16 protein-coding genes are annotated in these 13,125 nt (G+C 71.4%); 9 read left to right on the top strand and 7 right to left on the bottom strand.

The genetic code is table 11. The annotated features are described in order from the left end of the window. Positions 1–70 precede the first annotated feature (70 nt). Complete coding sequence (locus tag AC07AG_RS38130; RefSeq protein WP_478761264.1) at positions 71–292, top strand: hypothetical protein; 222 nt, start codon at positions 71–73, stop codon at positions 290–292. A gap of 160 nt (positions 293–452) precedes the next feature. Here the strand turns inward: AC07AG_RS38130 and AC07AG_RS38125 are convergent, their stop codons facing one another. Both AC07AG_RS38125 and AC07AG_RS38120 read right to left on the bottom strand, forming a co-directional pair. Further along, positions 453–1,058, bottom strand: coding sequence for a hypothetical protein (locus AC07AG_RS38125; protein ID WP_478761262.1), 606 nt, complete (start codon positions 1,056–1,058; stop codon positions 453–455). A gap of 77 nt (positions 1,059–1,135) precedes the next feature. Beyond that, positions 1,136–1,213, bottom strand: coding sequence for a 50S ribosomal protein bL37 (locus AC07AG_RS38120; RefSeq protein ID WP_466231358.1), 78 nt, complete (start codon positions 1,211–1,213; stop codon positions 1,136–1,138). A 191-nt stretch (positions 1,214–1,404) separates the two neighbouring features. On the opposite strand from AC07AG_RS38120, the gene AC07AG_RS38115 reads away from it, so the two are divergent. Next, on the top strand, positions 1,405–1,872 hold the full coding sequence (locus AC07AG_RS38115) for a DNA-binding protein (RefSeq protein ID WP_478761260.1): 468 nt from the start codon (positions 1,405–1,407) through the stop codon (positions 1,870–1,872). Here the strand turns inward: AC07AG_RS38115 and AC07AG_RS38110 are convergent. Then, positions 1,853–2,335 carry a MarR family winged helix-turn-helix transcriptional regulator gene (locus AC07AG_RS38110; protein WP_478761259.1) on the bottom strand — a complete coding sequence of 161 codons (483 nt, stop codon included), beginning with the start codon at positions 2,333–2,335 and terminating at the stop codon, positions 1,853–1,855. The two genes, AC07AG_RS38115 and AC07AG_RS38110, sit on opposite strands and share 20 nt — an antisense overlap. A gap of 154 nt (positions 2,336–2,489) precedes the next feature. Between AC07AG_RS38110 and yczE the strand changes: the two genes are divergently transcribed. Both yczE and AC07AG_RS38100 read left to right on the top strand, forming a co-directional pair. Beyond that, positions 2,490–3,113: a membrane protein YczE gene (yczE, locus tag AC07AG_RS38105; protein ID WP_478761474.1), complete on the top strand. Its 624-nt coding sequence runs from the start codon at positions 2,490–2,492 to the stop codon at positions 3,111–3,113. A 21-nt stretch (positions 3,114–3,134) separates the two neighbouring features. Continuing rightward, positions 3,135–3,719: an NADPH-dependent FMN reductase gene (locus AC07AG_RS38100; protein ID WP_478761258.1), complete on the top strand. Its 585-nt coding sequence runs from the start codon at positions 3,135–3,137 to the stop codon at positions 3,717–3,719. On the opposite strand, the gene AC07AG_RS38095 is transcribed toward AC07AG_RS38100, so the two are convergent. Then, positions 3,679–4,161: a GNAT family N-acetyltransferase gene (locus AC07AG_RS38095; protein WP_478761256.1), complete on the bottom strand. Its 483-nt coding sequence runs from the start codon at positions 4,159–4,161 to the stop codon at positions 3,679–3,681. The genes AC07AG_RS38100 and AC07AG_RS38095 overlap by 41 nt on opposite strands. A gap of 17 nt (positions 4,162–4,178) precedes the next feature. Between AC07AG_RS38095 and AC07AG_RS38090 the strand changes: the two genes are divergently transcribed. Further along, complete coding sequence (locus AC07AG_RS38090) at positions 4,179–4,958, top strand: SGNH/GDSL hydrolase family protein (RefSeq protein ID WP_478761255.1); 780 nt, start codon at positions 4,179–4,181, stop codon at positions 4,956–4,958. Positions 4,959–5,004: 46 nt separating this feature from the next. Here AC07AG_RS38090 and AC07AG_RS38085 read toward each other — a convergent pair whose 3' ends face one another. Beyond that, positions 5,005–5,355 carry a hypothetical protein gene (locus AC07AG_RS38085; protein ID WP_351172320.1) on the bottom strand — a complete coding sequence of 117 codons (351 nt, stop codon included), beginning with the start codon at positions 5,353–5,355 and terminating at the stop codon, positions 5,005–5,007. Positions 5,356–5,554: 199 nt separating this feature from the next. Between AC07AG_RS38085 and AC07AG_RS38080 the strand changes: the two genes are divergently transcribed. Further along, the gene (locus AC07AG_RS38080; protein ID WP_478761254.1) at positions 5,555–5,962 is read left to right on the top strand and encodes a DUF4259 domain-containing protein; all 408 of its coding nucleotides are present in this window, start codon (positions 5,555–5,557) and stop codon (positions 5,960–5,962) included. 111 nt (positions 5,963–6,073) lie between these two features. Then, positions 6,074–7,516, top strand: a complete 1,443-nt coding sequence (purB, locus tag AC07AG_RS38075) for an adenylosuccinate lyase (protein WP_478761252.1) — start codon at positions 6,074–6,076, stop codon at positions 7,514–7,516. A 104-nt stretch (positions 7,517–7,620) separates the two neighbouring features. Here the strand turns inward: purB and lysA are convergent, their stop codons facing one another. Together lysA and AC07AG_RS38065 are read right to left on the bottom strand one after the other, a co-directional pair. Continuing rightward, positions 7,621–8,961, bottom strand: a complete 1,341-nt coding sequence (gene lysA, locus AC07AG_RS38070; protein WP_478761250.1) for a diaminopimelate decarboxylase — start codon at positions 8,959–8,961, stop codon at positions 7,621–7,623. Between the two features lie 82 nt (positions 8,962–9,043). Further along, positions 9,044–9,451: an SAV_915 family protein gene (locus tag AC07AG_RS38065; RefSeq protein WP_478761248.1), complete on the bottom strand. Its 408-nt coding sequence runs from the start codon at positions 9,449–9,451 to the stop codon at positions 9,044–9,046. 421 nt (positions 9,452–9,872) lie between these two features. On the opposite strand from AC07AG_RS38065, the gene kdpB reads away from it, so the two are divergent. Next, positions 9,873–12,044, top strand: a complete 2,172-nt coding sequence (gene kdpB / locus AC07AG_RS38060; protein WP_478761247.1) for a potassium-transporting ATPase subunit KdpB — start codon at positions 9,873–9,875, stop codon at positions 12,042–12,044. Between the two features lie 134 nt (positions 12,045–12,178). Beyond that, positions 12,179–13,090: a GNAT family N-acetyltransferase gene (locus tag AC07AG_RS38055; RefSeq protein WP_478761245.1), complete on the top strand. Its 912-nt coding sequence runs from the start codon at positions 12,179–12,181 to the stop codon at positions 13,088–13,090. Positions 13,091–13,125 lie beyond the last annotated feature (35 nt).

Here is a 13,125-nt window from a genome sequence, read left to right as displayed (position 1 = left end):
CGGACAAGGCGGAACGCTTCCTGCGGCTGTGCGACGCGTTCGGGCTTCCCGGGCGTACGGTCTCGGTGCGATGGCCATGACGGGCGGCTCCACCCGCGCGCCCGTGTCCACGGCGGCGTGGCCCAGCGATGCCCATGTCGCGGAGTTGTACGAGCACGGCGAGGCGGTGAACGCCGCGGCGGCGCTGAAGATCGACGCGGTCATCGACCCGGCGGAGTCGAGGAGCTGGATTCTTGCGGCGCTGGAGGGTGCGGGCGGGTCTCGGGTGTCGTCAGGAGAGCCGCGGCTGTGATCAGGCTGACCGAGGGGGTCATGGGCGGCCGGGCCCGACGCGGAAGAGCGTCCGCAGTAAGCCCGTCGAGGGGCGGCCGGATTCGCAACCCCCGGCGAGCCGATTTTGCAGCCCCTGGCCAGCCGAATTCGCAGCCCCCGGCCAAGAGCGCTGCCGTCAGTCAGTACATGATCCCCACGAGGCCGTCCCCCTGCTCGGCGCAGACGAGTCCGCCCGCGCAGCAGGCGCCCCAACTCCCGGATCCAGGCCCGACCAGGGTCACCCGCTCCCAGTGCTCCGCCGTCGGCGTGGCCCGTGAGAGGCGCAGGCCCAGCTCGTCCACCGCCATCTCGGCCGGCGGCGGGCCGCCGGGCGAGGGGATCCCGGGCAGCACGGCCACGATCTCCGCGGCGGGATAGCCGAACAGGTCGATGTCCTCCCAGGCCACCGGAGTCGGCTCCGGGCCGTCCGCCTGGGCCCGCGCCTGGATCTCCACGCGGGCCAGCCGGTCCGTGGCCCCGGGCCCGCCACCGCCGAACCCCAGGACGACGCCGTCGAGCTCGGCGTCGAAGCTCCAGTCCGGTTCGAAGAGGAGGCCGCCGAGCCAGGCGTCGTGCGCGTGCCGGAGCTCCGCGTACTGGTCCAGGGTCAGCCCCATGCACTGCCGGTGGTGCGTGACCCTGTCGGGCGGCAGCAGTTCAAGGACCTCGCCGGGTGTCATCCCGAACTTCAACAGTCCAGCGCCGCCCGGCAGTTCCACGCCGACTTCTCGCAACAACTCCAACATTGCACCATTGTTCACCCGTTGACCCAGGTGGCAAGGGTGTTCACGGGATCACACAGAAACCGGTGCGCGGTCGGCGATCAGGACTGGGGACGGCTGCCGTGGTTGGCCGCGTGCTTGCGGCGTGCCTTCTTCTTGCGGCGTCGCTTCGATGACATGCGATTCCCCTCTCACAAGGTTCGCCAGTATTGGCCTTTAGGGCATTTTCCACCGTTTCATACGACACCACGACCAGCGACTGGACCGGGCGAGGGCTGGGTCAGCCCCGGCCCGACCCAGCCCGGCCATGCAAACAGATTGTTCACAACGAAGCATTGACAGTGCGGCGTGTGCCGCCGACGCTGATCCCATGTCCTCGACTCCGGAGCAGCAGCACGCCGAGACCGACCCCTTCAGCCCCACCCACCCGGACCAGGTGCGCGCGGGCCGCGCCCACACCTCCCTGTTCCGCATCGCGGAGCGGCACGCCGCCACCGACGAACAGCGGCGCCGACAGGTCCACGCCACGATGATCGGCCCGTACGAGGCGGCGCGGCTCGTGACGTTCCTGCTGAGCGGGATCGCACAGCCCGCGGATGGCGAGCCGGAGGTGGACCACGCGGACATCACCGCGGCGCTGACGCTCATGCCGACGGCGCGCGGCGAGATGGACGAAGTGGAGGCCGGGCTCCTGCAGATGGCGCGCGGTCGCGGCATGACCTGGCCGGAGATCGCCTTCGGTCTGGGCCTCGGCACTCCGCAGGCGGCGCGGCAACGCTACGAACGGCTGGTCGGCCGCACGTCGATCGACCCGGAAGCTACTCCCCAGGGCCGGTAAGGCGCTCCACGACGGTCTCCCCGATCCCGGCGAACGCCTCGATCTGCTCCGGGGTCAGGAGATCCACGAAGTGCCTGCGCACGGACTCGACGTGCGGCACGGCCGCGGCCTCGATGGTGCGCACTCCCTTGTCCGTGAGCACGACGAGAGCACCCCGTCCATCGGTCTCGCACTCCTCGCGCACGACGAGGCCGCGCTGCTGCATGCGGGCCAGGTGGTGGGACATGCGGCTTCTGGACCAGAGCATCCGGTCCGCGAGTTCGGTGATCCGACGACGATGACCTGGGCTCGAACCCAGGTTGGAAAGCACGTCGTAGTCGGGCTCGGAGAGGCCGCTGTCCTTGGCGAGGTCGCGCGCCAGCCGGGCGTTGAGCAACAGCGTCATCCGCCGGTACGCCTGCCAGGCGCGCTGCTCGCGATCCGTCAGCCACCGTGGGTCCGGGTTCACGCGGTCCTGATTCACGGGCCCACCCTACTCACCAACGGTTGACACGTCACCTACATCGCCTAGAGTCATAGGTGACACGTCAACTAGGTAGCCGTGACCAGGTACCTGACCAGGTAGAGGTGGAGGGTGGTGCTTCGCCGTGACCGCTGCCCCAGCGCCGACGTCCGCCATGACGCGCCGCCTTTCGCGGCTGTTCGTGGGCCTCGTCCTGTTCGGCGTCAGCGTCGCCCTGATGATCGACGCGGGCCTGGGCGTCCCGTCGTGGGACGTACTCCACCAAGGCGTGTCGCGTAGCTCAGGGCTGCCCTTCGGCTGGGTGGTGATCGGCGTCGGCGCCCTGGTCCTGCTCGCCTGGATACCGCTGCGCGTGCGTCCGGGCATCGGGACGATCAGCAACGTCCTCGTCGTCGGCCTGGTCGCCGACGCGGCACTGGCCGCGCTGCCCTCGCCCGGTGACATCGCGGTGCGCGTGCCGCTGCTCCTCGCGGGCATCGCGCTCAACGCGGTGGCGACGGGCCTGTACGTGGGAGCCGGGCTCGGCCCCGGCCCCCGTGACGGACTGATGACCGGCCTCGCGCGGCGCGGCATCTCGATCCGGACCGCGCGTACGGCGATCGAGGTCCTCGTGCTCGCGACCGGGTGGCTGCTCGGCGGCACGGTCGGCGTGGGAACGGTCCTGTTCGCCGTGGCCATCGGCCCGCTGACCCAGCTCTCGTTGCGCCGTTTCGGCCTGACCCCACCCGACGACCTCACCCGACGACCCGGCCGTTTCCGCCTGACCTCACTCTCCTGACGACCCAAGGGACCCGCCACCATGGCCACGCACCGCCTGCACATCGTCTCCGCAAGCACCCGTCCGACGTCGGCGGGACGCCCCCTGGCCCACTGGCTGACCGAACGCGCCCGCGCACACGGGGAGTTCGAGCCCACCCTGATCGATCTCGGCGAGGTCGCGCTGCCCTTCCTCGACGAACCCGAGCACCCCTCCGAAGGCCGTTACCTCCACCAGCACACGAAGAACTGGAGCGCGAGGGTCAGTGCGGCCGACTCCTTCGTCTTCGTCATGCCGATGTACAACGGCGGCTTCAGCGCGCCGCTCAAGAACGCCATCGACTTCCTCCACCAGGAGTGGCAGGGCAAGCCGGTGGGCCTGATCAGCTACAGCGCGGGTACGTCCGGCGGCGCTCCCGCCGTCGAGATGCTCCGCCCCGTGCTCGACCGGGTGGGCCTGCGCCCCGCGCCGAGGTCCCTGTCGATCCCCGGCATCGAGGGCCACCTCACGTCCGACCACCGGTTCCGCGCGACCCCTGCCCTCGCCGGGGACGCCGACGCCGTGCTCGACGCGGTGGCGACGCTGCTCACGCCGACGCGCCCGCGTGCCGGAGCCACACGTAGCTGACGGGCTGCGGGGCGTTCCACTCCGCCGCCAGAGCGGAGGCGACCGGCCGGAACCCGGCCGCGCGATAGCAGCGCAGGGCCGCGGCGTTCCCCGGATGGACGCGCATGAAGATCTCCGCGTACCCGGCCCGCAGGGCGAGCCCGGCCAGCTCCCGCACCATCACGCGCCCGACTCCCTCACCACGGGCGCCGGGCGCCACGATGATCCGGGCAAGCTCCGCCTCGCCCTCCCCGGCATCGCACCAGACCTCCCCGTAGCCGAGGAGCTCCTCCCCGTCGGCCAGCACCCACCCCCGCACATCCCCGTCCAGCTGCCACCCGGCGATCACCCGCGCGGCCACGGGAAAGTCCGGCAGCCCGCACCACAGGGCCACCTCACCGGCAGAGGTCGGCCAGCGCGCCACGGTGGCCGCATCCGCCACGGCGAAGGCTCGGAGCTCCATGTACGATCGCTCCCGCCATGCAGATGAATGACAACTACACCAGTCTCGTCGCGGTCGGCGACTCCTTCACCGAGGGCATGTCGGACCGGCTGCCCGACGGCAGCTACCGCGGCTGGGCGGATCTGCTCGCCGCCCGGATGGCTGCCGCCTCCCCCGGTTTCCGGTACGCGAACCTCGCGGTGCGCGGGAAACTCATCGGGCAGATCGTGGCCGAGCAGGTGGACGTCGCCGCCGCGATGCAGCCCGACGTGATCACCCTGGTGGGCGGCCTCAACGACACGCTGCGCCCCAAGTGCGACATGGTCCGCGTACGCGACCTCCTGGAGGAGGCGGTCGAACGCCTCGCCCCGTCGTGCAAGAAGCTCGTCCTGATGCGCAGCCCCGGCCGGAACGGCCCCGTCCTGGCACGTTTCCGCCCGCGCATGGAAGAGCTCTTCGCGCACATCGACGAGCTGGCGGTGCGGCACGGCGCCACGGTCGTGGACCTGTACGGATCGGCCGCGCTCGGCGACCAGCGCCTCTGGGACGTGGACCGGCTGCATCTGACGGCCGAGGGGCACCGCCGGGTCGCGGAAGCGGTGTGGCAGGCGCTCGGCTACGCCCCCGAGGACGACTGGAACTCCCCGCTCGCGGCCACCGCCCCGCCCAACTGGACGGCACGCCGCATCGCGGACGCCCGCTTCGCCAGGCAGCACCTGGCCCCGTGGATCGTCCGCCGCCTCACGGGCCGCTCCTCCGGCGACGGCCTCCCGGCCAAGCGGCCGGATCTGCTGCCTTACGAGGATCCGTTCGCGTAGGACTCCGGGACGCGGCTTCCTCCTGCCCTACTCCTGCTCCTGCCCCCTACTCCTCCACCTCGTCCTCGAAGTGCAACGCGATGGACTGCAGCACGTCCGCCGACGTCACATCGGTGCGGCCCTCGTCGTGCGCCTCCGCGAGCTGCGCGAAGGAGAAGGCGAAGGCCGATGTGATCTGCTCGATGACGGGGCTCAGTTCGCGGCCCACCACCTCGGCGACCTCGATGGGGGTCGCGTCGGCGGGGATTTCGATGCGCGGCAGCATCTCCTCCAGCATCGTGCCGACCGCGCCGCTGGGTTCGACCTCGCCGTCCGGGTTCTCCCGTACTTGTCGGCGCATCTCGATCGCCTCGGTCAGGATGCCGACGACTCTTTGGATGATCTCGCGCTGCTCCATACGTCGAAGCCTAGACGTACGTGGATCACCAGGAGCCGGAGCGCGCCCGGGTGGCCCGCCCGCCATCGGTGGGCCCGGAGGGCGAGTTGGGTGGTGTCGTGGTCCATGTGCCTCGGTCCGCTGGGCGGCTTGGGGCCACCGGCCGTTGTCAGTGCCGGCTGACACGATTCCCCGGACCTCAACACATTCGGGAGCGCGCATGGGTACCTGGGACGTCGGACCGTTCGACAACGACACCGCGGCTGATTTCTGCGGGGATCTCGACGACGCCCTCGACGGTGACCGGCTCCGCCTTGTCCGCGCCGCTCTGAGCGACGCCGCCGGCGCCGACGGGGATCTGGACGCCGACATCGCGCAGACGGCCGTGGCCGCCGCCGCCCTGGTTGCCGCGCAGTGTCCCGGCGGGGAGCCCGCCGACCCCGTCTACGGGCCGGAGCAGCCGCTTCCCGGCCTCCTGTCGCTGCGCCGGCCGGCGCGCCAGGCTCTGGACCGCGTGCTGTCCGACGACTCGGAGCTCCTCGAACTGTGGGCGGAGTCCGACGGGGAGCCATGGCGAAGGAGCGTCGAGGCATTGCGGCGGGTCCTGTCGGCGCCCGGCGACCAGTAGTCGTGACGGGGCACCTCGCGCCGCCCCCTGGATGATGCTCCAATGACCTGCGCTTTCCGGACTGTACGGACGGTCAAAGAGCAGGTCGGACGGCAGGTAAACTCCGTACACGTGACTGCCGCGCCTGCAAAGCCCCGTATCCCGAACGTCCTCGCCGGGCGTTATGCCTCCGCCGAGCTCGCCACCCTCTGGTCGCCCGAGCAGAAGGTCAAGCTGGAGCGCCAGCTCTGGCTCGCCGTTCTGCGGGCCCAGAAGGATCTGGGCATCGAGGTGCCGGACGCCGCCCTCGCCGACTACGAGCGCGTCATCGACGACGTCGACCTCGCCTCGATCGCCGAGCGCGAGAAGGTCACGCGCCACGACGTGAAGGCCCGCATCGAGGAGTTCAACGCACTCGCCGGGCACGAGCAGGTCCACAAGGGCATGACCTCCCGTGACCTGACCGAGAACGTGGAGCAGCTGCAGGTCCGGCTCTCCCTGGAGCTGGTGCGCGACCGCACCGTCGCGGTGCTCGCGCGGCTCGGGAAGCTCTCGGGCGAGTACGCCGAGCTCGTCATGGCAGGCCGCTCGCACAACGTCGCCGCGCAGGCGACGACGCTCGGCAAGCGTTTCGCGACGACCGCCGACGAGCTGCTCGTGGCGTACCGCCGCGTCGACGACCTGCTGCGCCGCTATCCCCTGCGCGGCATCAAGGGCCCCGTCGGCACCGCCCAGGACATGCTCGACCTCCTTGGCGGCGACGCCGAGAAGCTGACCGACCTGGAGCAGCGGATCGCCGGGCACCTCGGCTTCGACCGCGCCTTCACCTCGGTCGGCCAGGTCTACCCCCGCTCGCTCGACTACGAGGTCGTCACCGCCCTGGTGCAGCTCGCCTCCGGGCCCTCCTCGCTGGCCAAGACGATCCGGCTCATGGCCGGGCACGAGCTCGTGACCGAAGGCTTCAAGCCGGGCCAGGTCGGCTCGTCCGCGATGCCGCACAAGATGAACACCCGCTCCTGCGAGCGCGTGAACGGCCTCACCGTCATCCTGCGCGGCTACGCGTCGATGACCGGCGAGCTCGCGGGCGACCAGTGGAACGAGGGCGACGTCTCCTGCTCGGTCGTGCGCCGTGTCGCCCTGCCGGACGCGTTCTTCGCGCTCGACGGGCTCCTGGAGACCTTCCTGACCGTGCTCGACGAGTTCGGCGCCTTCCCTGCCGTCGTCGCGCGCGAGCTGGACCGCTACCTCCCCTTCCTCGCCACGACCAAGGTCCTGATGGCCTCGGTGCGGGCGGGCGTCGGCCGCGAGGAGGCCCACGAGGCCATCAAGGAGAACGCCGTCGCCTCCGCGCTCGCCATGCGCGAGCAGGGCGCCGAGCGCAACGAACTCCTCGACAAGCTCGCCGCCGACTCCCGGATCCCGTTGGACCGCGCCGAGCTCGACGAGCTGATGGCCGACAAGCTGTCGTTCACGGGCGCGGCCGGTGACCAGGTCGCCGTCGTCGTCGCACAGATCGAGGCGCTGCTCAAGGAGCACCCGGAGGCCGCTGCCTACACCCCGGGCGCGATTCTCTAGCCGCTTCTCCGGGGCGCCGATCGTCCGCTGCCACAGCAGGAGCCGAGGCCTGATGGCCTCGGCTCCTGCTGTGCTGTTCGGGGTGCCCCCCCTACAGCCCCCCCCTACAGACCCACGTCCCTGCTGCGGAAGTCCTCCAGCGACTCGCGCCGCACCAGGAGCCGCGCGCGCCCGTCCACCGCGGCCACCACGGGCGGGCGCCCGACGAGGTTGTAGCCGGACGCCATGGAGAGGTGGTAGGCACCCGCCACCGGCACACCCAGGATGTCTCCCGGCCTTACGTCGCCCGGCAGTTCGACGTCGGAGGCCAGTACGTCGCCCGCCTCGCAGTGCCGCCCGACGACGGTCACCGGCGCGGACGGCACCAGGGAGCGCCGGCCGATCAGGCGCGGCGCGTACCGCACGCCGTACAGCGCGGGCCGCGGGTTGTCGCTCATCCCGCCGTCCACGGCCACGAAGGTGCGCCCGCCGGTGCGCTTGACGGCGAGCACACGGTAGAGGGCCACCCCTGCGGGGCCGGCGATGGCACGCCCCGGTTCGATGAGCAGCCTGGGCACGGTGAGCCCGGCCGCCGCGCAGCTCTCGATCAGCTCGCCGCGCACCTTGCGGGCGAGCGTGGTGATGTCGAGGGCCGCCTCGCCGGGGCGGTAGGCGATGCCGTGGCCGCCACCCAGGTCCAGCTCGGGGAGGGTGACGCCGTGCTGTTCCTTGATGCGGGCCATCAGGCCGACCAGTCGGCGTACGGCGGCGATGAACGGCTTGTCGGTGGTGATCTGCGAGCCCAAGTGACAGTGCAGGCCGGTCAGTTCGAGGCCGGGCTGGCCGATGATGCGGGCGATGGCGTGCTGCGCCGAGCCGTCGGTGATCGACAGGCCGAACTTCTGGTCGTCGGTGCCGGTGCGGATCTTGGCGTGGCCGCCCGCGGCGATCCCCGGCACCACCCGGACCATCACCTTCTGGCGGCTGCCCGGCGGCACGGCCGCGGCGAGCCGGGCGATCTCGGAGGCGCTGTCGATGACGATGCGCCCGACGCCGAGCCGCAGCGCGGCCTCCAGGTCGTGCGGGCTCTTGGCGTTGCCGTGCAGCAGGATGCGCTCGGCGGGGAAGCCCGTGGTGACGGCCAGCTCCAGCTCCCCGGCGGAGCAGACGTCGAGCCCGAGCCCTTCCTCCGCCACCCAGTGGACCATCGCGCGGCACAGGAACGCCTTGGCGGCGTAGTGCACTTCGGCGTCGGGGAAGGCGTGCAGGTAGGTGCGGCAGCGTGTGCGTACGTCGCCTTCGTCGATGAGGTAGGCCGGTGTGCCGAACCGTTCGGCGATCTCGGTGAGCGGTACGCCGCCGACGGCGAGGTCGCCGTGGGCCAGACGCGCGGTGGACGCGGGCCAGACGGACAGGTCGTCGTCGGCGGTGGCGTCCGGGGTCACGGGTTCGTGCAGGGTGGTCATGGGCAGGTTCTCTCTTCGCCTCGTCCTGTGGCTGCTGCTGTGGTGGCTGTCGCTGTCGCTGTTCCGCTCCTGCTCCGCGTCCTCAGCCGATCCAGGTGGTCAGGGCGCCGACCAGCGCCGCGGCCCCGGTGACGCGCAGCGCGCCGACCGCCTGCGGGTCCCACTCGCGCCAGGCGGGGGTGCGCCGCCTGGGTGCTTCGACGGGGTGTGCGGTTTCGAGCCGCGGGTCGACGGTGACTTCCTGGACCCCGAGCGGCTCGGTGAGCGCCCGCAGCGCGGGCTCGGAGAGCCTGATCCAGGCCTGGCGGTCACCGAGGGCCGCGCTCAGGCGCTGAGGGGTCGTGAAGGCGACGGCGGTACGGCCGCCGACGGGCGTGCGGAACAGGCGGGCGACGCAGCCCGCGGGTCCCGGCCGGACGGGGACGAAGAGCGGTCCGGCCGGGCCGGGTTCGGAGGGCTCGGGGTCCTCGCCGCACTGGAGCTCTGCCATGGGTTCCTCCTTGCGGATCCTGTTGTTCCGTGAGGGGCCCGCTGCAGGGGCCCGTTGTTCCGTGAACTGTTCCGTGAACGGTGGCCCCCGGGGGCCGGGCAGGAACCCGGGGGCATGTGGTGACGCTATGCCCGCCGCAGGGTGCCTCTTGCCCCTCCATGACGCGACATTGACGGTCGTGCGACCCGCGTTGACGAGGGCTTGACGTGCACCCCGTACGCACCGTCAGAGGCCCGTAAATACCCAGGTGCACCAGCCGTTCGGGGGCATCGCCGAAGCTACGTTTCCTGTTCGCACCCGGCCGCGCATGCCGTCCCGTCGACGCGTGGCCGCGTTCGCGATCAGCCGGTCCTGCGCAGGGGCCCTGCGCAGGACCGGCCCCATGACACCGCACGGTCCCTCACCAGAAGGTCACGCCCCGATGCTTCCCGCCGCCCCGCAGCAGGCTCCGACCCCGCCCACGAAGCCTCCGTCCAGAGGAAGTTCAGCGGTACGGCCCGGTCGCATCGACGGCGGGCGCGTCCGCTCCGGGGTCCTCCTCGATCCCGTACAGGTGATGAAGTCGTTCCCCGATGCGCTGCACAAGCTGCGTCCCGGGGCACTCGTCAAGAAGCCGGTGCTCGCCGTCGTCGCCTGCGGTTCGGTCCTCACCACGCTGTCCGCGCTGCTCGATCCGTCCGTGTTCGCCTGGGTGATCAGTGCCTGGCTCTGGCTGACCGTGATCTTCGCGAATCTCGCGGAGGCCGTGGCGGAGGGCCGCGGCAAGGCGCAGGCACGCGCCTTGCGGAGCGCGCGCACGGACGCGGTGACCGTCCGGCTGCGTGACAACTGGCGCGTGGGGGTCGACCTCGGACACGCGCAGACCGAGGCGGTGGCCGCCACCGACCTCAAGCCCTTCGACTTCGTGCTCGTCGAGGCCGGTGAGCTGATCCCGGCCGACGGCGATGTCGTCGACGGCGTCGCGGCGGTCGACGAGTCCGCCGTCACCGGCGAGTCGGCGCCGGTCATCCGCGAGTCGGGCGGCGACCGCAGCGGCGTGACGGGCGGCACGGTGGTCCTGTCCGACCGCATCGTCGTCCGCGTGACCTCGCGTGCCGGGGACTCCTTCCTGGACCGGATGATCGCGCTCGTCGAGGGAGCGTCCCGGCAGAAGACGCCGAACGAGATAGCGCTGAACATCCTCCTGTCCGCCCTCACCATCGTCTTCGTCCTGGTCGTCGTCGCGCTCCAGCCGATGGCCTCGTACGCGGACGCGGCACAGTCCACGACCGTGCTCGTCGCCCTCCTGGTCACGCTCATCCCCACGACGATCGGAGCACTGCTCTCGGCGATCGGCATCGCGGGCATGGACCGGCTCGTGCAGCGCAACGTACTCGCCATGTCGGGGCGCGCGGTCGAGGCGGCCGGGGACGTCAACACCCTGCTGCTCGACAAGACCGGCACGATCACCCTCGGCAACCGCGAGGCGACGGCCTTCGTACCGCTGCCCGGCCTCGACGAGCTGCAGCTCGCGGATGCGGCGCAGCTCTCCTCCCTCGCCGATGTGACGCCGGAGGGCCGCTCGGTCGTCGTACTGGCCAAGAACAAGTACGGCCTGCGCGAGCCGGCACGTGGCGAGCTGGCCAACGCCACGTTCGTCGAGTTCAGCGCGCAGACCCGGATGAGCGGTGTCGATCTGCGCTGGGACAACGGCGCGGCCTGCGTCATCCGCAAGGGCGCCGCCGCCCAGGTGATCACCTGGGTGGAACTGAGAGGTGGTCAGGTGCCTGCCGAGGCACGTCTGTTCACTGATTCCATCGCGGCGTCCGGCGGCACTCCGCTGCTCGTCGCCGTGCACGACTGGGACGGTCCGCGCGTCCTTGGCGTGATCCACCTCAAGGACGTCGTCAAGGACGGGATCCGTGAGCGGTTCGCCGAGCTGCGCCGCATGGGCATCCGTACGGTCATGATCACGGGCGACAATCCGCTGACGGCACGCGCGATCGCATCGGAGGCGGGCGTGGACGACTTCCTCGCCGAGGCCACGCCCGAGGACAAGCTGGAGCTGATCAGACGCGAGCAGGCCGGCGGCAAGCTCGTCGCGATGACCGGGGACGGCACCAATGACGCCCCGGCCCTCGCGCAGGCGGACGTGGGCGTGGCCATGAACACCGGGACCTCGGCCGCCAAGGAGGCCGGGAACATGGTGGACCTGGACTCCAACCCCACCAAGCTCATCGAGATCGTCGAGATCGGCAAGCAACTCCTCATCACCCGGGGCGCGTTGACGACCTTCTCGATCACCAACGACGTCGCGAAGTACTTCGCGATCATCCCCGCCATGTTCACGGGCGCGTATCCCGGCCTGGAGGCCCTGAACGTCATGGGCCTGCACAGTCCGACCTCCGCGATCACCTCGGCGATCATCTTCAACGCGCTGATCATCGTGGCGCTGATCCCGCTCGCGCTGCGGGGCGTGCGCTACACGCCCGCGTCCGCGCACGACCTGCTGCGCCGCAACCTCGCGCTGTACGGCGTCGGGGGCCTCGTCCTGCCCTTCGTCGGCATCAAGCTGATCGATCTGGTGATCTCGACGGTTCCGGGGATCGGCTGACCAACTTCACCCAAATGCCCCAAAACTTACTGCACTTACCTGGACGTGCCGGGGATGCGGCACACTCCGCATGACTGTGCCGCAAAGGGCCGCTCCGGGCGCCCGCGCCGCAACACACTCTGGAGGACCGTCCCGTGATCCAGCTTCCGCCCCACAAGCTGCCCGCGCTCGCTCGCTGGTTTCCCGCCGGGTCACCCGGTGTGGCCTCCTTGCCCGAGCACGCGTTCACCACCGGTGTGGGTACGTGGTGGGCTGACCGGGTACTGAATCCGCGGGTCGTGGCCGTCAGTTGTGCGGGGCACGTCCTGCTGAGCGGCGCCCCGGAGGCCGTCGACCCCGTGGGCCTGGCTCCCTTCGCCGGCAGCCATGTCGGGGCCCTGGCCCGCTTCCTTCCCGTGCTCGGCGCCGCGTTCGACCGCATCGTGCCCGCCGAGCGCATGCTCTACGTGCACCGCGAACCGATGTCCGCGCCCCCGGCGCCGCGGGGGTTCACCGTGCGCCGCCTGGCCGGCGCCGACGCCCCCGCGCTCGCCGCGCTCACCGACCAGGTTCCTGACACCTCCTGGATCCACGACAGCTGGGGCGGTCCCGAGGGGCTCGCCGCCTCCGGCCACGCCTGGGCCGCCTTCGACCGGGACGGCCGGATCGCCACCGTCGCCTGCGGCTACTTCGCCGGAGGCACGTACGAAGACGTCGCCGTCGTCACCGCGCCCGAGCACCGCCGCGAGCGCCTCGCCCTGGCCTGCGTCACCGCCCTGTGCGGGGACATCGCCGCCCGCGGCCACACCGCGAGCTGGTCCTGCGCACGCGACAACCGGCCGAGCCGCCTCCTCGCCTGGACCGCGGGATTCCGGCTCCATCGCGAGTACGTCCACTACGTCACCGGCAGACCGGCGGCGCGCCCCGCGCCCAAGCCGGGCCCGAGCCTGAAGGCGACCCCGAAGCCGAGCCAGGATGGCGGCACGAAGCCCTTCCGCGAGCCCGCCGGCGGCCTTACCGCCCTTGCCGTGCCCGGCAGCCGCGGCACCCCGGAGGGCGTCGCCTGACGTCAGGCGGTCGTCAACGCGGCCGGGCGCGGCGT

Source organism: Streptomyces sp. NPDC044044 (assembly GCF_056434405.1).
The sequence above is the reverse complement of the archived record's forward strand: the minus strand, read 5'-3'. Positions and strand labels throughout refer to the sequence as shown.